A 19,832-nucleotide genomic window follows, 5' to 3' on the forward strand; every position below is an offset into this window, starting at 1 on the left:
ATACACTTTTGCGAAATACAAAAAAGCTATGACGTAAGGCCATAGCTTTTCATATATTATTGTCTTCTGATTACTCTCAACGTCACCAATTGCAAACTACTAGGAGCATTAGGAATCAAAACTCTAATATTCTTGAACCCATATCTTTTTTTCTGGGTTCCACTCTAAAGTATTAGAATAATCTTCCATAATTACTTTTTCAATACCTTTCTTAAAATCATTGGAAACTAAGCACGGATAATCACCTGACATGTATATATTGCCTTCCAAATCACATTCTAGAATTGTAACGTCTAAATGATAATCTGCGATAGGAAATGTTATCATATTTCCATAATACCTAGGATTATCAAGGTAATTATTTATTTTATAAACACCTGTTTTTAGGGCTTTCAAGTTTAAATATGCCGTTACATCTTCCTCAAAATATTTATACGTTTCAACTTCTAAATCGCCATATTCATATAAAAATTCTTTGAGAAAATCTGGAAATTCTTTAAACCTAGGAATACCATCGAAAACTGATTGTATATTTCTACCTTGATACCAACCGGCTTTTTTAAAAAGCTCTTGTACTTCTTCTCTAAATTTCATTACTCTTATTTATATTTAAATGCATAAGAATCAAAACTCACTTTTCTCTTTTATATCAAATCATTTCCATTAGTAATATCTGGTTGATTTGTACTTAATTGAGGTTCAAAATCATCTTGTTATTGCCTAAGAAAAGCAATCCACTCTTGAACGATTTCTATAACCTCTGCCAACGGCATTACAATTCTTGGTGCATCAGATGAATCTGGTTCAAAAAAAGCAGTTGTACCTTCTATTTCAAAATATCCAGAACCTTCACCATAACTCCAGTAAACTTCTGGATCTTGTATATCAGCAAAGGTTTTCTCTCCTTTCAAGATATTTTTCAAATTCTCTATCGTATCATCTTGATGATACGGAAAATAACGTCCAATATCATCTAAAAAATGACTTAATAATGCATATTCTTTAGTTAATGGTTTATTAACTTTTCCCCAATTTTCAAGTATGTAAAATTCTATTTTATTCATTACATATAATTTTTAAAATACTAAGTATGCCGTATCTATTTCTTTAGTTTGTTTATCAATCCAAAACTCAACCTTATAACCATCTTTTATAATCCCTTTAAATACATACCCTCTAAAGCTCCCCTGTGACGAGTGCTGTATTGAGTAAAACTCTAAACAAATAACATCACAAAACACATTTCTATTTGACCTAAAATACAAAAAGCTATGACGTATAGTCATAGCTTTTACTTATTGTTATTTTCTGATCACTCTTTACGCCACCTTTTAGAAACTTGTGGGTCAAGGAATACTTAAATTAATACTAATTTATAGTCAAGTTATAAACTTAAGTACACAAAATAAGCTTCATTTACGATGAGTTTAAAACTCTGAGGTGTAATAACAAGTTGTGCTATAGGACTCTTTTCTACCGTATATGTAATCTCATTTACATTAGTAACTTTTTCATACGCTTTCCCTTCTAAAATGGTTTCTATTGGCACTTCTAGTTCATGAGAATCTGTAAACTCATATATTAATTCTGAGAGATAGCTTAAATCTTCATTATCTGTGTAATGTTTCTTCTTGATCTTCTTAATATCTTTTCTTATCATACTAGAAGATTCTATAAGAACATATCCTTCTTCTTCTTTGGGAGCATAGTTTTCAAGGTCTAAAAGAATCCCTCCTCCCCAATAACTTCTTGGATATTGATCTTTATAGGCTGTAACGATGAGCTGTACTAATTTAGGTATAGACTCTATTTTTATAAAATCACTAAGTTTTAATTTTTCTTTTCTCCATTTTTCCCAAAAAGGATCAGGTGCTCCAAGAAGTGGTCCTCCTTTAGTTAACCATAAAAAATCTAATTGTATATCTGTTATTTCCATAGATTATACTCGTTGACCTAAAATACAAAAAGCTATGAAGTAGGGCCATAGCTTTTGCAAATTGTTTTTTTTCTAATCACTCTTTACGCCACCAATTATAAACTGGCGAGAGCAAGATTTACATTTAATTTATTGTAATACGATGACAGAATCGTTAACCTTTATCTTCCCAATAGATTTCAAATCTGTTAAGAAAAAAATATTTTTAAATTCAGCTATCGATGATGTAACATTAACATCTAATATTTTAGTCTTAATATTATATCCATTCCCTGAAACTTCTAATTGTTTCCCTTTCCATAAATCAACAAAAAATGAAATATCCATTTTTGCACCTTCTTCTTTACTTTTTATGTCTTTAAATGTTGCTCCAATAACAATGTTATCATTGGCAATAAAAACATCTCCTATTACTAATTCACTTATATCCATAGTTTATCAATTACCCTCGTTAGCGTTCGTCTATGACGAGTGTCTCCAGAATTAAGAACACAAAAACCTCTTTCCTATTTACTCCAAAATACAAAAAGCTATGATACGTGATCATAGCTTTTTGCTTATTGTTATTTTCTGATCGCTCTTAACACCACCAGCTACAAACTGGTGGTAGCAGGTAAAAAAGGATATACATCTAATTAGGAAGTCCTGGACCTACTTGTGAAAAATCTCCAGAAAGCATGTCTTGGCAATATTTTTCAAAAAAAGTTCTAAATAAAAATACTGTAGCCTTTATATCATCAGTAAATGTTTCTACTTCTGAAATTTCAATATCCGTTAATCCCTCATTAAAATTATCAAAACCTTTTAATGAAGGAAAATCATAATAAAATTCATTTATCTTTTTGTTTCTCAAAGTAATACCTATATCCTCTTCTCTTATTTCAGTAAAAAATTTTATCAATACCTTTTCATTACTTAACGTAATAATATATTGATTACTATCAGTATCCCAATCCATTTTATATTCTTCTTTTATACTTTGAAATTGTGACCTAATAAAAGGTATATATTCTGTTATTAACATAATCTTTCGTATTACAATTTATTTTCGTTCATTCTCGTTAATGCGCGTAGATTTTTTTCTTTTGCTAGTTCTGGCGGAACCATCATTTTTGTTTTAGGGTCAAAACGATACCCATGCTTCCATTCAAATCTATGAATTTCTTTTCCAAAACCAGAAAGTTTTTCCCCGCTAGCCTCGTCTGTGACAAGTGTTTCCAGAATTAAGAATACAAAAATCTATTTCCTATTTACCCCAAAATACAAAAAGCTATAACACATGGTCATAGCTTTTGCAAATTGTTATTTTCTGATTACTATTACAGCAACAGTCACAAACTGGCGGGAACGGAGTTAGTAGATTTTTTCACTGAAATCCATTTCACATATCTTCTTTACTTAATCTACATCATAAATGCTTGGATCCTCTAATCCATTAATAAAGTTTTCAAAAGAATCAGTGACATATACCGGTTCATCTACAGTACCATCTAAGAAGACTTGATAAATTGAACCAAAATCTTCTTCTCGCATTGAGATACAAAATTTACCTCCACCTTCATCCAAAGCGAAAGGATATAAGTATTTAGAAATATTCTTCTCTAATATTTGATGTGATTCAATTAAACTTTTTGAACTAATTAATCTTGGTGTGGGGTTTAAAAAATCTAACTCAGGTTCTTCTATTCTTACACAACAAAAAACATTGATAATAGAGCCGTCTTCATTTGGATTATCAAATGCAGATATTTCTGGGTAACCACCATTATTTTCTGAAATAAAATCCTCATAACTTTTTGGCAATGTCAAATCAAATTTATTTTTAAAAATTTCTAATTGTTCTGGAAATATTTTTTCAGCACTTTGTTTAAGTTTTAAATCTTTCATTTTTTTGCTTTTTTCCTATTCTTATAAACTATATCAAATAAATCCATCCATAAACCAGCACCTCCTTTATGAGGGTACGTTTTTTCATGTATTTCAGTTAGCACTAACTGCATTGTACATTCCCCGCTAGCGCTCGTCTGTGACGAGTGCCGTATTGAGTAAAACTCTAAACAAATAACATCTCAAATCACAAAACACACTTCTATTTGACCTAAAATACAAAAAGCTATGACGTAAGGTCATAGCTTTTGCTTATTGTTATTTTCTGATTACTCTTATTACCACCAATTTCAAACTAGTAGGAATAAAGAATAAATTATTGATCTCTTGGACCTAGTTCTGAAAAATCTCCAGACAGTGCTTTTTGACAATAACGCTCTAACAAAATCCTAAAATAAAAAACAATCTTATCATTACCTCTAGTTAAAGATTCGTAATAGATGTTATCCTCAGAGGTAAAAAACTCATTTCCAAATACTTCAAAACCAAGAATTTCTTCTATATGGTTAATATAATAAAAATCATTAGTCATCTCATTTTCTATCGTTACTGTCATTCCGTCTTCCCATCTTTCTGTACCAAAACTCAGTCTAACTTTATCATTGATTAATTCCCTTGTCCAATCCGTTATATTTATCCATTTTAACTTGTATTGTTGTGCAATATTTTCGAATTGTTGTTGTATAAATTCAATATTTATTTTCATCTTATTTATATTAACCTATCTTCATCTTCTAAAATACTAAAAGCTATGATGCATGATCATAGCTTTTATATAATTACATTGTTTTTAATCACTGGTATCGTCACCAGTTACAAACTAACAGGAGCGGAGAGGCAGAAAAAGACATAAACCTAATTAGAAAGCCCAGGACCTACTTGCGAAAAATCTCCAGAAAGCATATCTTGGCAATAATTTCCTAAAAGTCTACTATATATGTATATAATATACATTATAGTTTCTTTATGTTTTTTAGATTCGACTTTTTCCTCAGAAGATAAAACATCTTCTAAATTTTGAATTCCTTTCTTTTCTTGGATATCCCAAATATGATAATATTGATCTTTTTTTACATCAGTAAAAATTATTGACATATTTGTATTAAACTCTCCTCTTTCTGTAGAAAACTCTATATCAACAAATTCATTTGATAAACTTATGAGATATTCATTATTATCTTTATTCCAAGACAATTTATAATCTTCTTTTATTTCTTGAAACTCCTTAGCAATAAAAGGTATATATTCTGTTATTTTCATCTTTATTATAGTATATTATCTTCAAATCTAGTTAATAAATCTAAACTATTTGCATTTTCTGGAGGGACCATCATTTTTGTATTTGGATCATAACGATAACCATATTTCCATTCGAATCTATGTACTTCTTTACCAAAACCAGTGAGTTTTCTATTCCCAAAACTATCCGTAGTATAAAGGTATTTTAATTTAGACATAATAAACACATCTACTTTTTTCTCAACGGCAGAATCTACCCATTTTGCATTTACTTGTTTAAAAAAACCACCACTCTTAACAAAAAACTCATAAAGATCATCAGAAACGTTTAGTAAATTAAATCTCTGTCCATCTAACAAAGGAAATAGATCATCTATTTTATTTATTTCAGGATAATCCAATTGTTTTAATATAAATTGCAAATCCGAAGCAAAACTACCAACAAGATATGAACCTTTCTTTGTTTGTGAGTTAATAATCACTCCTGAAGTAGGAATATGATGAAACCCAACATTTCTTAATCGCTCTGCTATATTATCTAAAACTCTTAATACATCTGCATCTTTTGCCCCATGAGTAAAAATTTTAGTTTTAAGGAAGTTATCAATTTCTTTAGTAGCTCCAGATAGTATTACTTCTCCTTGATATATCAAACCATAAATTGCTTTTCCACCTACTTGACCTTCTAATACTGAGACTCCTAATCCTAATAAACGATCTATATTAGATTGTACTATTTTAGTTTTTAATACTGAGCGAACTTGGTTTATAGGTACTATTTTAAACGTTACATTCCCAAAATTAGAAATCTCAACATTTATGATTGCTTGAAAGAGTAATCTTTGTATACGTTCTTTAATTAAAATAGCGCTGGCATCTTTTACTTTGCTAAGCTTTCCTACAATACCAGGACCATTTTTAATAAGGCCTTGTCTTACAGCAGATGATACACTAACAATCGCAAAAGAGCCACTGATCGCTTCCCAATTTCTATCAAGCCATGCTCCTTCTTGAGTTCCTTTTAATTCTGGTCTTCTTAGAATTACAGCAATGTCAATAGTGCTTATCACAATATCTGCTGCTGCAATAACTGCTGTGAATCCTGTAGCTCCTGCAGATAAGGCTCCTGCAGATAGTAATATGCCTACAATATTTACAATAATAAAAGTAGTATTGATTACAGTTTCCCACTCAGCTTCATCAGAAAGATACTTTACTTCTAATGCACAAACTGGCACTTCACCATTCCCATTTGCATCTTTTAGAATTACAAGATCTAATGGATGAAAAACAGCAGGACCTAATATAGGTACACTAAAATTTTCATCAAGACCTATGGTTTCTCCTAAACCAGCGTCAACATCTACTTTTCTAGTTTGAATCGAAAATTGTTCAAGTTTAATATTCTTTTGATCATCCTTTATAAGAATATTACTGTTCAATCTATACCCTTTACCTATATTGAAAGTCACATCTCGTCTTGAGGCTTCTTGTATCGTTTCATCATTTTTGACTTCTCGAGTATATAACTGAGCTAGCGTGGTTAATAATGTAGTAAACTGTACTTCTGCTGTTCCTTGAAGTGCATCATAAATACGTATAGCTTCTTCGGGTTTTGTATTAAAATAATCGTATAAAACTTTTGGATCTGTAAATCCAGAAAGCAATTTCATAATGGCTGTACCACTATCTTTAAACCAACTTAAAGCTCCTTCTAAATCATAGGCAAGTAAAGTTTTTAGATCTTTAATAAGAATTTCATTACCTCTCTGTTGCAAAACAAATTGTGGTGCTTTTTCATACAACCATTTTAACAATGCCTCATCAGTACCAGCATTTCTAAACGCTTTATTAAAATCATTAGTAATTTTATTTCTAACTTTTTCGTTTTCTCCAACGCCTATATAATTAGACAAAACAGAATAATCATCATAACTGTTAGCAATTAATTCAATCGCTACTTCATCTTGATGTGCGTACTTAATTTTTTTAATAAAAGAAATAGATGTTCCAAGTTCTAATTCAAAATCAAAAAATACTTTACGCTGTCTTATGGAAACTGTACCTAATTTTTTATTTAGTTTACCTATTAATTGCAAGCTTCTTTTTTCTCCATCGGGAAAATCTATTTTCATAGGAATTTGACTTTCAAATTCAATTTCTTGATCCCCTCCAACTTCATCTTTTATTATAATTGATCTTTTATTTGCTATATAGTTTTTATAGTAATAAGGAATGGGTCTACCACTACCCAAATCCTTCCCTAAAGCTTCAAAATCTATTGGCCAAGTAAAAACCCCTTCTTCAGAAACAGTATCATCTTCAAACACAATGGGCGGATTAAACCCCAATTGGTCTGCAAATTCAAATATGCTCATTGTTTTTATTTTTATTTAATTAAACATCGTATCCATCTGTGCAGACATAGACACTCATACTCCCTTATCGCAGCCCATACTCCATATATAGAATATGGGCTGTGTTTTCTTTCGCGACCCTGCCTTTGCCAGCAGGCAGGAGCGTGACCACTACTAACTCTCGCAAAAGAGATAAGGTTTTTAAAAACTACTTCTTAAAAAGTAGCTTCACCTTCTTCTCTTTCAGGAAAAGGAATTGGGTTTAATAATATATCAGATTGTGATATTGGTTCAATTTCTGTTAACGCTTCTGGCGTATTTTGAGTTCCGGTAAGAATTGCAATACCACGTTCTATCGTACTATCACTTTCTTCATTCTCACAATAACAAGGCAACCCACCTTCTTTAAGTACCGCAGAGTCTGCTTGAACAATGGTAAGTGCTGTAGGCACACGTGTTTCCCATTCTTTTTCTACTTCTCCTTCTATGGTTTGCATTTCTTCTGAAATAGACAGATACAGGTCATTATCTTCTGCAATGACAAGTCCTTGTCCTTCCCATAACTCTCCTGTTTCCATATACCAGTTTACAGCTTCTTCAAACCCTGGACGTACTGGTATTACCGCACGTGCCATTCCTGACTGTAAAAAGGCTTGAAAGATGGGATCTGCTGCATCGTTTTCTTGAAATAAAGATCTCCAGTTTTCTTCCTTTCCATAAAAGTATGGGTAAAATAAATACGCCATAATATCCCAATCAAAGGCTTGCTCAAAGAATTTTACCGTACTTGCATGCGTATTAAAAGCACTATTTTTTGTCACTTTTGAGATTCCCGTTACGCCATCTTCGGCACCATAATTCTCCTGAGCTGTTGTTTGACCTAATTGATCTGCTAATAATTCTATAGCAATGCGCTTGATTTCTTTTTTCTCAACACTACGATTAAATAATGGATTAAAAGAAACGTTTCCTGGATCTTCTTCTACGGGTGTCACTACAGCTGCTAATGCATCATTATATGCCTGAAGTTGATCTTCATACACACTCATAATTGCATTAAACGTTTCTAATTGCCATTGCTCAAAGGCTTCTGAAGTTCTTCTACAATTTGCTACAACACCTATTGAAACCCCTCCTACATCTGCTCCATGGAAACCAATACCTAGTTCTTTCTGAATTGGATTAGAAGAAAAGCTATAATTTCTAACAATTTTGGAATTTGTAATATTAGAAAGTTCTGAATAATGATGTCCTACAGTCATTGCTCCATATGTATGCTCTTTTTTTGTAGGCACAAAAGAGAATCCCATGGTTGCATTTGCAGAAATCACTTCATACCCATCTGGAATTTCCATTTTAAAATTACTAGCACCTGGATGATTAAACTCTGTTACGTATTCTGTCCCTTTTGCACTAAAGGAATCTGACACACTCATAAACTGCTGTGGCATCGCATTTACTTCTGCATTATATGCGCCTGCAAATGCTTTATAATTGCCCGCTAAAACCACGGTAGGCGCAATCATTCCAATCTCACTTGGATGTTGTGGTTCTTCTGGTAATACTATTGTATTTGGATTTACAGTTCCTGATGTTGCTTGTAATGCAATAGCCTCTTTAAAGAATCTTGAAGGTTCTGGAATGGCAAATTCATACATGAGTCGTTTTCCATAATTCACTAACTTATTGGTATAGATCTTATCTACCCAACGGTATACACCTGTCACGTGTTCAGTCCCTTGTGTATTATCAAATCCGTGTTTGTTATTTTCTTCAAACTCTTTAAGAATACGTGATGTACGCTTACGAGTTACCTTTTCAACTACACGTTCTAAAGCTCTTTCTGTTACTTCTTCTGCATAGGTTTGTGCTTCAGAATTTGAATTTGAGGTAGAACTTGATGATGATGTATTAAAAAATGCATTGGCATTAAATCGGAAACCCGTTGCTGGATTACCTCCAGTGACACCCGCATTTGCTCCAGCATCTTGTGCACTATCTTCATTTATAATAGAAGATGCCTCACTTTGAATCTCAAAACGTTCTGTTGTAGAGGTGTCTGTTAGATTTTCTACTTCACGTTCAGTTGTTTCTTCTGTTGTGGTTTCTACACTTGTTAAGTTTCGGGTAGAGCGTTCTTTATATTCTCTTGCTAAAATATTTTCTATATGTGATACTTCGCCTGGCACATAACAACAGACTTCTTGTTCTACACGTCTAAAGTCTGCAATACCAAGATTTGTTACACCGTATACTTGACCATTTGATGGAGAAGAGTCACCAGTTGAAATTGTTTCATGAAAATCACCCAAGTTCATTCGAGTACTGAGAACTTGTTGATTAAAAGTTAAGGATCGACCATCACTTAATATAATTTCCCCTTCAAGCATAAATGATGTGGTGTTTGGAGGAAAAGCAACTAAATTTGGAAAGAATTTCAATAATTTCCCCGAAGGTGTATCAGTTACTGTAAAATCAGTTCCGTCTATTGTTGTACCATTACTAAATTCAGCTTCATATTCTACAGCTATAATCTGCGCTCCATCTAGCTGGCGATAAACTTGTATATTAATATCTCGTTCTCCAGATGGATTGGTTTGGTGTAATGGAGATATACTATAATCTGCATCAGGCACATTTATTTTATTAGATACCGCAACTACAGATCCTCCTATTTTTACTTGTTTTGCTTTTTTAGGAGTTTGTGCAATTACAAATTCATTTTCTCTAGCGATTGTATCTGTTAATGCTTGTTTTGCTTGTGCAATGGTATCATATTCTAATAATCCTTCAGATTTTAATAAATCAAAAGAATTCTTTGATATTTTACTTGAAATAACAGCTTCTTCTGTCTCAGATTTTGTTTCAAACTCAAATTCTGGAATTACTAAATCTGGATAGGTTGTTTTAGTTTCTGTTCTTCCCGTTACTGTGTTTACTTCTTCTACAACTACTCCTGTTGCATTTTTAATACGTGACTTAACAAGTGTATTATGTACTTCTAAAGCTGTATCATACGCTTGCTGACTTTCTTTTTTAATCACAACTTCAGCCGCATCAAGTTCTTTCATTACTTTTTCATAAAAAGCAATGCGCTCTTTTGTGAGTACAGTTTTCACTTCATTTTCTGTAGCTTCTTGAACACGCTTCGAGACTTGTTTCTTTTTGCTCGTTTCTTTAGCATCTGGATTGTACATGCTTTTAGAAATCACCACACTAGCATGCGCTCTACGTGTAAACTCTTTTTCTTGATCTTCTGTAAAGACAATATCCTCTAAAAGTTCTTTAGAAAATTCTAAAAAAGCTTTTACAAACTTATTTGCAATAAGCATTTGAATCGTTGCTTCTCTCACATAGTTTGATGTACGCTCAATAGTTTGGTATACTAAATTATCCCAAATTTTTATTTCTTTTTCATCCGTTAAAGGTGCCACACCCGCAATAGCTATTTTAATTTCAGCGTAGGTAAGTTGATTCTTATTACGCATCAACCAAGACGAAAAGCGGTATAAGTTTTCGTTTTGATCACCCACTTCTTTTTTTGTTAATAATGGCGGAGCTTCTACTACAGCTAAATCCATCACCACTTTTTGTGTTTCTTGATCTTTCCCATCAAGAGCAGTTATAAACTGACTATATAAATTATCTGGGAAAAATACAAAGCCTTGATCTTTCTTTTCCTCAGCAATTAATTCTGGATTTCTAAGTGTTACAAATCTAAAGAGATTTGATTTTGAAGGTTTTTTCTTCATTTTTTTTGTTTTTATTTTTCTACATAGGTGTCCCATGCGGGAACGCATCTCGCTTTTCTAATGTGACGTTTGAAAAGAGGTTAGATACCTGAATACAATAAGGTACCTTAGATCATAGCAATACATATTGCCTAGTACATGCGATAGAAAAAGCAAACTATTTTTGGTATGCAACATTTTACATATACCCATAGGTATCCTAGGCAAACATGTCAAAATGTTTATATATAGTCTTCTAGATCTTTTACAAAAGTTCTATAACAATAATGTGTGAGGAGTATTCAATACACTAAATGTATATTGAACGTTTAGTTGCGTTTTAATGTACGCCTTGCGTATTAAAACATAATGATGCTTAAAAAAATATAATTGGTTTTTTCAAAACTTTAAAAATTAAAAAATTCATATTCACCCTTATAAAAGGATACGTACTACTCTTTTCTTAAAGTGGTGCTTGAAAAGATCATGTGATAATTCCCAAAAATGTTAGAATACGTCTTACTATTTTGGATAGGGGATGTGTTACAATATTCGTAAAAAGTTAAATTTATGTACAAATGTTTAATTATTTAGCTTTTTTTTGTAAGTTAGCGCTTAACCACAGTACAAATATAAAACATTTTGCAGTTTAAAACAAACATTTGTGTTATTTTTTTCACAAAAAGCAAAATAAAATAACACCCCCTATGGAAACTATAAATGATAAGATAAAAAACATTATCCGGCATTTTGGATTCAACAACTTTTCGTTTTCAAAACAAATAGGTGTCACAGGCACAACTATAGACAGTATTGTAAATGGGAGACCCCAAAAAGATGGTACTCGAAAGAAAACAAAACCCGGATACGATGTTCTACTATCTATTATAGAGACCTTTAAAATCAACCCCGATTATCTCTTTGGACAAAGTGATATCATGCTTAAAGATGACACTTCACAAATTCAAACATATTCTGGAATGCCACAAGTCGTTGCTGTTAACAAAACAGGGGAAGAAAATGTAATCTATGTTCCTATCAAAGCAAGAGCTGGATATTTGGATGGTTATGGAGATACTGATTATATAGAGACCTTACCCACATTCCATATGCCACACCTTACCAATGGTACCTACCGTTGTTTTGAGGTACACGGCAACTCTATGGTGCGTACATTTTTTGACGGCGATCTTGTCTTTGGTAAATATGTAGAAGACCTTAGTGATATCAAAGATGGCCGTGTATACGTAATTGTAAGTAAGAATGATGGTATTGTTTTAAAACGTACTATCAACAGAATAGCCGAGCGTGGTAAACTTATTTTAAAAAGTGATAATACCGATGGCAATTACCCAACATACACCATGAATGCAGAAGATATTATGGAGGTATGGTACGTTACTATGTATGCATCTAAGCAAATGCCAGAACCTGTAGATATTTATCATCGTCTTCACGAACTAGAAAGTAAAGTGGTAGACCTTGAAGAAAACTTACAACATCGCTTACTCAATTAATTTTGAGTACGCTTTCCTGCCTACCGGCAGGCAAGCGCGAAATGCAATACTAGATAGATGAAAGCACGTTACAAACCCATAAATCGCTAAGGGGTTTGAAGTTACTTATATCAACTTGTGTAATTTATGCGTATCTGAAATAGCTCTTTCATTTTTTTGATCAATCCACGCTTGCCCTTTACGGCGACGCATTAGGTTATCAAAATACCGCATAATAAACACATTATATAACGCATAGCGAAGGTGTTTCATCTTTCGCGGAAGCGAACGCAAACTCATACTAAACCCAGGCGTTTCATATTTCATAAAATGCCAATAACCTTCAGGCATATATAACGTCTCCCCGTGATTAAGATGACAGATATATCCTTTTGCTTTTTTAAGCACTGGAAACTTTTCATAATCTGGATTATCAAAATCTATGTCTTCTCTAGTAATCAAGCTATATGGTACTTTATAAAGATTTTTTGTCTCACTAGGAGGAAATAGAATACATTGCTTCTTTCCCTCAAAGTGAAAATGTAAAATATTTGCCCAGTCAATATCATGATGCATAAACACCTTACTTCCTTCTCCGCCAAAAAATAACATTGGAATTTGTTTTATCAATCGAAGGCCTATTTTAGGAAACCTAAAATCATGTTTTAAAGAGGGCACCTCCTTCATCAGGTTATACAGGAAAATTCGATAATTGGTAGGCGTTGTTTTAAGAAGTGCTATATAATCACTCATTTTCATTGTAGCATGCGCCTCATTAAAGCCCTCATCATGTTTTACAGGACGATCATCATATAAAGGCACTTCTTTTTCACCTGCAACCTTTTGCACATAAGACAATGACCATTTTTTATACGCTGGCCAATCATTTATAAGTTTTTCAATAACCACAGGTTTTTGTGGTTTTACATACTTCTCTAAAAATGCTGTTTTAGTAATTGTAGTTACTCTCTCTATAGTTTCTAATTGCATATAATAATCTAAAAACAAAGTATTATAGACTAAAGATAAGAAAAGCCCATTTTTGTTACAAAATGAGCTTTTAAATATGTAAAAAGAATGTAATTACTTGTCTTTAGCAACTAATTTTGCTGCTTCATTACGTTCTATTTTATGTTCTGGGCGTGTCCATTTTGGTTTTTCTCCTAGTGATTCATATTGAGAATCTTGAGCTTCTACTGTTTCTGGTTGCGCCTTCTTAACAAATGGTTTTTGAGGATTCAATCCTAATAATTCAAACATTTTCATGTCTTCATTTACATCAGGATTAGGAGTTGTTAATAATTTATCTCCAGCAAAAATTGAATTAGCGCCTGCAAAGAAACACATTGCTTGTCCTTCTCTACTCATCTCTGTACGTCCTGCCGAAAGTCTTACTTGTGTCTGTGGCATTACAATACGAGTAGTAGCTACCATACGAATCATCTCCCAGATAGAAATAGGTTCTATATCTTCCATAGGAGTACCTGGCACAGCTACTAGCGCGTTAATTGGTACTGATTCTGGTTGCGGATCTAATGTTGCAAGAGCCACTAGCATTCCTGCTCTGTCTTCAACAGCTTCTCCCATACCTATAATACCGCCACTACAAACCGTCACATTGGTTTTACGTACATTTGAAATCGTATCTAGACGATCTTCAAAAGCACGTGTAGAGATCACATCTTTATAATAATCTTCTGAGGTATCTAGGTTATGGTTATAAGCATATAATCCTGCTTCAGCAAGGCGTTGTGCTTGATTTTCAGTAACCATTCCTAATGTACAACAAACTTCCATGTCTAGTTTATTGATCGTACGTACCATTTCTAGCACATTATCAAATTCAGGTCCATCTTTTACATTACGCCATGCAGCTCCCATACAAACCCTAGAGCTTCCAGAAGATTTTGCACGTAATGCCTGTGCTTTTACTTGCTGTACAGACATTAAGTCATTTCCTTCTATATCTGTATGATATCTTGCTGCTTGCGGACAATATCCGCAATCTTCAGGACATCCTCCTGTTTTTATAGAAAGTAATGTAGACACCTGTACTGTATTAGGGTCATGGTGTATTCTATGTACGGTAGCAGCTTCATAAAGCAACTCCATCATAGGTTTATTATAAATAGAAAGTATTTCTTCTTTAGTCCAATTGTGTCTGATCTCACTCATACGTCAAAAATAAGAAAAAGGGAGGTTATGACTCCGTTAGTTTTCATAAATATGCTTCTCAATTTACTTTTTAATCCCAAAAAATTCATCAAATATATCATAGAATTTTTCTGGTTCTTCAAGATATGGATTGTGCGCACTGTTTTCAAACATTTCAAAACGTGCTTGTGGCATAAATATTTTGTACTGCACAGCAAATTCTGGGGTAGAGACTCCATCGTATCTACCTGCTATAATCAGTGTTCTTGCAGGCACGCCTTTTAATTTTCTTCTATAATCCTGATGTATCATACTCCCACTCACATCAAAATCTCCATCTGGCCCTATAATTTGCGCATATACATCACCTGCCCAGCCTCTATGTTTTATAGAGGGCACATGCTGTTGTAAACTCGTATTGTGATAGTATATATATTTTGTAGGAAAATCACCATACACATCTTGTAACGGTTTATCTGTAGACAGGTATCCTAATGCTCGTAAAGAATCTACTTTTACCCAACGTTCTGGAAAATGTGTTTTTGCATAATGATTATAGCTATCACAATTTGCTTGCCACATAGCACCACTATGAAATCCATTAATAAGGACCATATGTTGCACACGATCAGGATACGCTATGGCATATCCTTGCGCAGGCACTGTACCATAAGAATGACCTACTACCGAAATTTTTTCCAATCCTAAATACGCACGTATTTTTTCAATCATTTCGATATCTGCTTCTACAGAATATTCAGAAACGTCTTTCGCATCATCTGATTTCCCTCTTCCTAACCAATCAAAAAACACTACTTTATGTGTTTTATAATACTGCCCAAAATTTCCTTGCATATAGTCATGAGAATTTCCAGGTCCGCCAGGCAAGAAAAAGATAGCATCACCTTCTCCTTTTACTTCTAAATGAATGTTATATCCATCTATGCTAATAGTTTGCTCTGTAAACTTCTCATAAATATTGGGATCTGTTTGAGCTAATGATGTCATTGATAATCCTATTACAAAAAGAAGGTAAAGTATATTTTTCATATTAAATAGTGCTGGGTATGCTTTAACGCTTCGCTCTCCTTATGGTCGTGAACCTATCTGCCGGCAGGTCTCGTAAACTCGCTTTAACGTTTCACTTTCCCTTTGGTCATGAACCTGCCTACCGGCAGGCAGGTCTCGTAAACTCGCTTTCGCGAAAGCGTATAAAACATCTTTAATTGTATCTATTCAAAAGTAATATATATCAATCATATTCTTTATTTTCTATGTACAAGATATTACACTCTTGTTATAAAAAATGATTTTACTCCTTAAAAATCAGTATATTAGATACTCACTAAATCACTAATTAATTCTAAAAACCATTTTATTATGTTAAAAACAATTCAAGCTTTAGGACAATCTTTAACAAAAGAACAGCAAAGAGAAATTAAAGGAGGTTCTGCAGGTATGCCTTGTAATACAAACAGTGATTGCTGGAATAGTCATCCTTATTTAGGGCCTGGTGATATTTCTTGTAGAAATAATCCTTGGGGTTATGGTAAAGTATGCCAGTTTAATTAAATAACTCTTTTTTTTGGCTAACAAAAGAGGCTGTCTTAAAAATTAAGGCAGCCTCTTTTTAAAATTATGAATTAAGAGAACGATTATTCTGTCTCATCATCTGCAATTTCTGCATCTTCTACAACATCGGTTACAGATTTTGAAATATCTTTCCCTTTTAGGTATTCAGGTAATTCCATACCGGCCATATTAAACATTTCTTGTAATGGAGGTACGGCACCATACATTCCTGAGATAAAGTTTGATGTCGATGTTTTTCCATCTTTTCCACCACCATTTTCCCAAACGGTTACTTTATCTATTTTGATATTCTTAATCGCTTCTGCTTGTGTAGCGACTAACTCTGGAAGTTTATCTGCAATTAATAATAGTACTGCATCTTTAGAGTTATTACCTGCTGCTTTTACGATCTGATCAAGACCTGCTGCTTGTTTGGTTAATACTTCGTACAACCCTTGTGCTTCTGCTTGTGCTTTAAACAAGATCGCATCTGCCTCTCCTTTTGCACGACGTCTTATTTTTTCTGCTTCAGCCTCTGCATCAATTTCTACTTTACGCTTATCTATTTCTGCAGGAACGATAACATCTGCTTCTTGAGAAGAGCGCTCTCTATCGGCACGAGCAAGCTCGGCATCTTTTTCTGCTGCATACGACTCTTCCAATGCTTTTGCACTCTGCACTTTTTCAGCAGCGATTGCTACACGCTCTGCTTCTGCTTCACGCTGACGACGTAACGAATCTGAATTTGCTACGGCAATTTTTGCTTGGTTTTCTCCTTCTACTGCTTGCGCATTTGCTGCTGCAACTTGTGTACGTTCATCTTGCACTGCATTTGCTTCTCCAATAGACCCATCACGAGTCTTCTCTGCTACCGACTTACGTGCTGCATTGATTGCATGTGCTGCTGCTTCTTTTCCTAAAGCTTCAATATATCCAGATTCATCAACAATATCTGTAATATTTACGTTGATTAGTTTCAGACCTACTTTCTTTAATTCGCCCTCAACACTTTGTGAGATATTTGTTAAGAATTTATCTCTATCAGAATTAATCTCTTCAATATCCATAGAAGCGACTACCAGACGTAACTGCCCGAAGATAATCTCCATCGCAAGCTCTTTTACGTCTTCCATACGAAGTCCTAACAAACGCTCTGCTGCATTTTGCATCACCCCAGGCTCTGTAGAGATTCCTATAGTAAATCGAGAAGGTACATTCACACGAATGTTTTGTTTACTTAAGGCATTGATCAAATTTACCTCAATAGACATTGGAGTTAAATCTAGAAACTCATAGTCCTGAAACACAGGGATTATAAAGGCGGCTCCACCATGAATACACTTGGCCGATTGCCCTCCCCCTACTTTTCCGTAAACGACAAGAATACGATCTGAAGGACATCGCTTATAACGACGTATTATAAAAATGATAATAATAAAGATGAATATAATAGCTGCGCCAATAGCTGCAACTCCTGCTATACCATCTGTTTGCAATAACAATAGTTTTGACATAAGTTTTAATTATTTGGTTGGTGATACGATTAAAATTCCATTTGCCGTTACTTCTTTTACTTGTACGACAGTATTTGTAGTAAGTTCTTCTTTTTCATCCGTAAGCGCTTCGAGTTCGCGTAGTGCTCCTTGCACGGTAATTTGCACTTTTCCTATTCGAGATCGATTGGCTCCTATGGTAAGATACACAGACCCTATTTGACCGATCGCATTTTTCATTTTTAAAGTACCGCTACTGGTCATTTTACGCATTTGATAGAGCAAAAATGCCATCACAAACATCATGGCTAGACCACAGAGTGCCGCTAAAAGCACCACAATTCCTTTAGACATACCTGCCTCTAGAAAAGAGATACCGCTCCATCCAAAAATGGTAAAAAAGGCAACGATATTCTTAAAACTGAAAAATTGAAATCCTATTCCAGTATCACCGTCTATTTCTGCATCTACATCTCCGTCTATACCATCTGTATCACCCCCTAAAAGGGTAGTTACCAGAACAAAAACAAAAAACACAGAAGCAATCAAAGCGATACTCCAAAAGACTTGCTCAAAACTAGAGAGCGCACTATACCATTCTTGCATAAGAAACGTTTTTAAAATGATTAGAAATTAACTTTGAAAAGATAGCGACTTTATAAATGACAGCAAAGCTTTATATTGAGACTAATACGCTTACGGCATTGCCTCCAAAACCAACGGCATTTACGAGAATATTATGGAGCTTTTGGGGTCTTGTTTTCTCTTCCAGATATGGAATGCCTATATACGTTTGATGTTGTAACATCTGTACGGCAAGTTTGAGACTTAACAGCCCACTAGCACCAAAAGTGTGACCTATCTTCCACTTATTGGTAGTCAACAAAGGTGTTTTGTTACAAAAAATCGTATGAATTGCCTCTATTTCTGATTGATCTCCCTTTACGGTGCCTGGTGCATGCATGACAATAGCATCAATTTCTGAAGGGTCTTTATCTCCTATAGCCATACGCATAGATTTCTGAAAACAACTTCCATTAGCAGATAATGAAACAGCATGTGTAAGCTGCTCGGTTGCATATCCAATGCCTGTAATATAAGCTAGTGCATTTTCTTTTTTCCCTACTTCTAAACAAGCAATACCAGCTCCCTCTCCTAATACCATTCCGTTTGAGATTTTGGTTAGATCTAAAGCTTTACAATAATAATTTGGCTCGTTATTAGGTGAAGCTTTTACCATACTGGATGAGGCTTCTGTCTTATTGCGTGAGGTTCCCGCCTGCGTGGGAATGAGTTTCATAGCACGCATTTGAGCGATAGTAAAAGGGGTAAGTGCCGCTTCGCTACCTCCTACTAAAAACTTAGATGTCATACCAGATTGCAACCATGCTACTCCGTTTAATACTGCATGTAATGCTGTACTACACGTAATAGAATGAGATATATCAGGTCCTGTGCTTTTAAGGTCTTGTGCCACCCAAGAGGCAATATTACCCAAGGTTGTTGATGGGGAGGTGTGTGTGGATGTTGTTTTGTGCTCCTGCCTGTCGGCAGGCAGGTTCGCGAAAGCGTTATAATGCGATTCAAATAATTGCGTTGCTCCTCTCGACGAACCAATATTAATCCCAAAATCACCTTGCTTCCAGCCTGATTGTTCTACTGCTTTTCTAGCAGTAACTATCGCATACAATACTGAATTATCTAGTTTTCTATAATGCGTATTTTCTTGTCGTAACGCATTAACAAGAGTGTATGCTTCTTCTGATAGTTTAGACACAGGGCCTTGTAATTTATCATCCCAAGCAATCGCTGTTTTTGAGGTCAAATATGCATCCCATTCTTGAGTATTTGTTACTCCAAGTGGAGAAATTGATGCGAGTCCTGTAATAGCAATGGGTGTTTTCAAGAAGAAATATTTTTTACAAAAATACGAGTTCAAAAATGCAAGAAGAACTAAAACGCAAAGT

The 19,832-nt window shown here is 34.0% G+C and carries 19 protein-coding genes; 2 read left to right on the forward strand and 17 right to left on the reverse strand.

The features are described 5' to 3' along the window. Window positions 1-123: 123 nt before the first annotated feature. The 11 genes from Q1A01_RS00675 to Q1A01_RS00720 all read right to left on the reverse strand — a co-directional run bounded on the left by Q1A01_RS00675 (window position 124) and on the right by Q1A01_RS00720 (window position 11,171). Window positions 124-594 (reverse strand): SUKH-3 domain-containing protein, encoded by a 471-nt coding sequence (locus Q1A01_RS00675; protein WP_299674410.1) that lies wholly within the window; start codon window positions 592-594, stop codon window positions 124-126. Window positions 595-713: 119 nt separating this feature from the next. After that, window positions 714-1,064: a hypothetical protein gene (locus tag Q1A01_RS00680; RefSeq protein WP_299674413.1), complete on the reverse strand. Its 351-nt coding sequence runs from the start codon at window positions 1,062-1,064 to the stop codon at window positions 714-716. A 320-nt stretch (window positions 1,065-1,384) separates the two neighbouring features. After that, window positions 1,385-1,936: a hypothetical protein gene (locus Q1A01_RS00685; protein WP_299674416.1), complete on the reverse strand. Its 552-nt coding sequence runs from the start codon at window positions 1,934-1,936 to the stop codon at window positions 1,385-1,387. A 129-nt stretch (window positions 1,937-2,065) separates the two neighbouring features. After that, a complete protein-coding gene (locus Q1A01_RS00690; RefSeq protein WP_299674419.1) occupies window positions 2,066-2,368 on the reverse strand; it encodes a hypothetical protein in 303 nt (100 codons plus the stop codon). Between the two features lie 199 nt (window positions 2,369-2,567). Beyond that, complete coding sequence (locus Q1A01_RS00695) at window positions 2,568-2,960, reverse strand: hypothetical protein (RefSeq protein WP_299674422.1); 393 nt, start codon at window positions 2,958-2,960, stop codon at window positions 2,568-2,570. Between the two features lie 374 nt (window positions 2,961-3,334). Next, the gene (locus Q1A01_RS00700; RefSeq protein WP_299674425.1) at window positions 3,335-3,823 is read right to left on the reverse strand and encodes an SMI1/KNR4 family protein; all 489 of its coding nucleotides are present in this window, start codon (window positions 3,821-3,823) and stop codon (window positions 3,335-3,337) included. Then, window positions 3,820-3,936 (reverse strand): hypothetical protein, encoded by a 117-nt coding sequence (locus Q1A01_RS23865; protein ID WP_366520077.1) that lies wholly within the window; start codon window positions 3,934-3,936, stop codon window positions 3,820-3,822. The genes Q1A01_RS00700 and Q1A01_RS23865 overlap by 4 nt, the downstream gene beginning before the upstream one ends. A 203-nt stretch (window positions 3,937-4,139) precedes the next feature. Beyond that, complete coding sequence (locus Q1A01_RS00705; protein ID WP_299674428.1) at window positions 4,140-4,529, reverse strand: hypothetical protein; 390 nt, start codon at window positions 4,527-4,529, stop codon at window positions 4,140-4,142. 149 nt (window positions 4,530-4,678) lie between these two features. Continuing rightward, window positions 4,679-5,083: a hypothetical protein gene (locus Q1A01_RS00710; protein ID WP_299674431.1), complete on the reverse strand. Its 405-nt coding sequence runs from the start codon at window positions 5,081-5,083 to the stop codon at window positions 4,679-4,681. A 5-nt stretch (window positions 5,084-5,088) separates the two neighbouring features. Then, window positions 5,089-7,440 (reverse strand): hypothetical protein, encoded by a 2,352-nt coding sequence (locus Q1A01_RS00715; RefSeq protein ID WP_299674434.1) that lies wholly within the window; start codon window positions 7,438-7,440, stop codon window positions 5,089-5,091. A gap of 194 nt (window positions 7,441-7,634) precedes the next feature. After that, window positions 7,635-11,171, reverse strand: a complete 3,537-nt coding sequence (locus tag Q1A01_RS00720) for a hypothetical protein (protein WP_299674436.1) — start codon at window positions 11,169-11,171, stop codon at window positions 7,635-7,637. Window positions 11,172-11,857: 686 nt separating this feature from the next. On the opposite strand from Q1A01_RS00720, the gene Q1A01_RS00725 reads away from it, so the two are divergent. Next, window positions 11,858-12,667, forward strand: a complete 810-nt coding sequence (locus Q1A01_RS00725; RefSeq protein ID WP_299674439.1) for a S24 family peptidase — start codon at window positions 11,858-11,860, stop codon at window positions 12,665-12,667. 105 nt (window positions 12,668-12,772) lie between these two features. Here Q1A01_RS00725 and Q1A01_RS00730 read toward each other — a convergent pair whose 3' ends face one another. From Q1A01_RS00730 to Q1A01_RS00740, 3 genes are all read right to left on the reverse strand, one after another. Beyond that, a complete protein-coding gene (locus Q1A01_RS00730; protein WP_299674442.1) occupies window positions 12,773-13,636 on the reverse strand; it encodes a cupin-like domain-containing protein in 864 nt (287 codons plus the stop codon). Between the two features lie 93 nt (window positions 13,637-13,729). After that, window positions 13,730-14,821, reverse strand: a complete 1,092-nt coding sequence (bioB, locus tag Q1A01_RS00735; protein WP_299674446.1) for a biotin synthase BioB — start codon at window positions 14,819-14,821, stop codon at window positions 13,730-13,732. A 63-nt stretch (window positions 14,822-14,884) separates the two neighbouring features. Then, window positions 14,885-15,850 (reverse strand): alpha/beta hydrolase, encoded by a 966-nt coding sequence (locus Q1A01_RS00740; protein WP_299674448.1) that lies wholly within the window; start codon window positions 15,848-15,850, stop codon window positions 14,885-14,887. Window positions 15,851-16,180: 330 nt separating this feature from the next. On the opposite strand from Q1A01_RS00740, the gene Q1A01_RS00745 reads away from it, so the two are divergent. Continuing rightward, entirely contained in the window at window positions 16,181-16,372 is a 192-nt protein-coding gene (locus Q1A01_RS00745; protein WP_299674451.1) for a hypothetical protein, read from the forward strand. Window positions 16,373-16,455: 83 nt separating this feature from the next. Here Q1A01_RS00745 and Q1A01_RS00750 read toward each other — a convergent pair whose 3' ends face one another. The 3 genes from Q1A01_RS00750 to Q1A01_RS00760 all read right to left on the reverse strand — a co-directional run bounded on the left by Q1A01_RS00750 (window position 16,456) and on the right by Q1A01_RS00760 (window position 19,771). Next, window positions 16,456-17,886, reverse strand: coding sequence for a flotillin family protein (locus Q1A01_RS00750; protein WP_299674454.1), 1,431 nt, complete (start codon window positions 17,884-17,886; stop codon window positions 16,456-16,458). A gap of 9 nt (window positions 17,887-17,895) precedes the next feature. Next, window positions 17,896-18,471: a hypothetical protein gene (locus tag Q1A01_RS00755; RefSeq protein ID WP_299674457.1), complete on the reverse strand. Its 576-nt coding sequence runs from the start codon at window positions 18,469-18,471 to the stop codon at window positions 17,896-17,898. 70 nt (window positions 18,472-18,541) lie between these two features. Beyond that, window positions 18,542-19,771: a beta-ketoacyl synthase N-terminal-like domain-containing protein gene (locus tag Q1A01_RS00760; protein WP_299674460.1), complete on the reverse strand. Its 1,230-nt coding sequence runs from the start codon at window positions 19,769-19,771 to the stop codon at window positions 18,542-18,544. Window positions 19,772-19,832 lie beyond the last annotated feature (61 nt).

Source organism: uncultured Dokdonia sp., assembly GCF_947492815.1.
Taxonomy (GTDB): Bacteria; Bacteroidota; Bacteroidia; order Flavobacteriales; family Flavobacteriaceae; genus Dokdonia.

Bases quoted from the DNA above. Each gene is read 5' to 3' on its own strand.
- Q1A01_RS00730 (WP_299674442.1), bottom strand. From the start codon at position 13,636: ATGCAATTAGAAACTATAGAGAGAGTAACTACAATTACTAAAACAGCA.
- Q1A01_RS00755 (WP_299674457.1), bottom strand. From the start codon at position 18,471: ATGCAAGAATGGTATAGTGCGCTCTCTAGTTTTGAGCAAGTCTTTTGG.
- Q1A01_RS00715 (WP_299674434.1), bottom strand. From the start codon at position 7,440: ATGAGCATATTTGAATTTGCAGACCAATTGGGGTTTAATCCGCCCATT.
- Q1A01_RS00695 (WP_299674422.1), bottom strand. From the start codon at position 2,960: ATGTTAATAACAGAATATATACCTTTTATTAGGTCACAATTTCAAAGT.
- Q1A01_RS00680 (WP_299674413.1), bottom strand. From the start codon at position 1,064: ATGAATAAAATAGAATTTTACATACTTGAAAATTGGGGAAAAGTTAAT.
- Q1A01_RS23865 (WP_366520077.1), bottom strand. From the start codon at position 3,936: ATGCAGTTAGTGCTAACTGAAATACATGAAAAAACGTACCCTCATAAA.
- Q1A01_RS00690 (WP_299674419.1), bottom strand. From the start codon at position 2,368: ATGGATATAAGTGAATTAGTAATAGGAGATGTTTTTATTGCCAATGAT.
- bioB (WP_299674446.1), bottom strand. From the start codon at position 14,821: ATGAGTGAGATCAGACACAATTGGACTAAAGAAGAAATACTTTCTATT.
- Q1A01_RS00745 (WP_299674451.1), top strand. From the start codon at position 16,181: ATGTTAAAAACAATTCAAGCTTTAGGACAATCTTTAACAAAAGAACAG.
- Q1A01_RS00750 (WP_299674454.1), bottom strand. From the start codon at position 17,886: ATGTCAAAACTATTGTTATTGCAAACAGATGGTATAGCAGGAGTTGCA.
- Q1A01_RS00705 (WP_299674428.1), bottom strand. From the start codon at position 4,529: ATGAAAATAAATATTGAATTTATACAACAACAATTCGAAAATATTGCA.
- Q1A01_RS00675 (WP_299674410.1), bottom strand. From the start codon at position 594: ATGAAATTTAGAGAAGAAGTACAAGAGCTTTTTAAAAAAGCCGGTTGG.
- Q1A01_RS00685 (WP_299674416.1), bottom strand. From the start codon at position 1,936: ATGGAAATAACAGATATACAATTAGATTTTTTATGGTTAACTAAAGGA.
- Q1A01_RS00725 (WP_299674439.1), top strand. From the start codon at position 11,858: ATGGAAACTATAAATGATAAGATAAAAAACATTATCCGGCATTTTGGA.
- Q1A01_RS00700 (WP_299674425.1), bottom strand. From the start codon at position 3,823: ATGAAAGATTTAAAACTTAAACAAAGTGCTGAAAAAATATTTCCAGAA.
- Q1A01_RS00720 (WP_299674436.1), bottom strand. From the start codon at position 11,171: ATGAAGAAAAAACCTTCAAAATCAAATCTCTTTAGATTTGTAACACTT.
- Q1A01_RS00740 (WP_299674448.1), bottom strand. From the start codon at position 15,850: ATGAAAAATATACTTTACCTTCTTTTTGTAATAGGATTATCAATGACA.
- Q1A01_RS00710 (WP_299674431.1), bottom strand. From the start codon at position 5,083: ATGAAAATAACAGAATATATACCTTTTATTGCTAAGGAGTTTCAAGAA.